Below are 463 nucleotides of genomic sequence, written 5' to 3'. Positions count from 1 at the left end.
CCCCCGCAGACGCACCCGGTCCCGGCCCCTCCCCGAACTCCACGGCCTCGGCCTGCACCTGCGCCCCTGGGACCCGGCGTCCCGGGCCGACGTGGAGACGTGGCTGCGCGGCCTCACGGACCCGGAGTTCCAGCGCTGGAACACCCCGCTCCGGCCGATCACGGACCTGGCCGCCGCCCGGGAGTCGCTGCGCCGGGGCACCCGGCACGACCTGGAGGGCACGGGGGCGTCCTTCCGGATAGCCGACGCCGGCAGCGGCGCGGCGCTGGGGCACCTCGGCGTCAACGACATCCACCCGGTGATGCGCCTGGGCCGGGTCGGCTACTGGGTGCTCCCGGAGGCGCGCGACCGGAGGGTGGCCACCCGGGCGCTGCTGCTCGTCGCGCGCTGGGCGCTGACCGAACGGGGCCTGCACCGGCTGGAGCTGAACCACGCGCTGGGACACGGGGCGTCCTGCCGGGTC

General features: G+C 77.5%; 1 protein-coding gene. It reads left to right on the top strand.

Annotation, left to right across the window (positions count from 1 at the left end):
* The coding region (locus B7L92_RS28435; RefSeq protein WP_255311184.1) for a GNAT family N-acetyltransferase at positions 1-463 on the top strand (463 nt) is incomplete at both ends.

It is taken from the genome of Streptomyces viridosporus (assembly GCF_002078235.1).
GTDB classification, from domain to species: domain Bacteria; phylum Actinomycetota; class Actinomycetes; order Streptomycetales; family Streptomycetaceae; genus Streptomyces; species Streptomyces viridosporus.
This window is presented reverse-complemented; position numbering and strand designations above follow the sequence as displayed.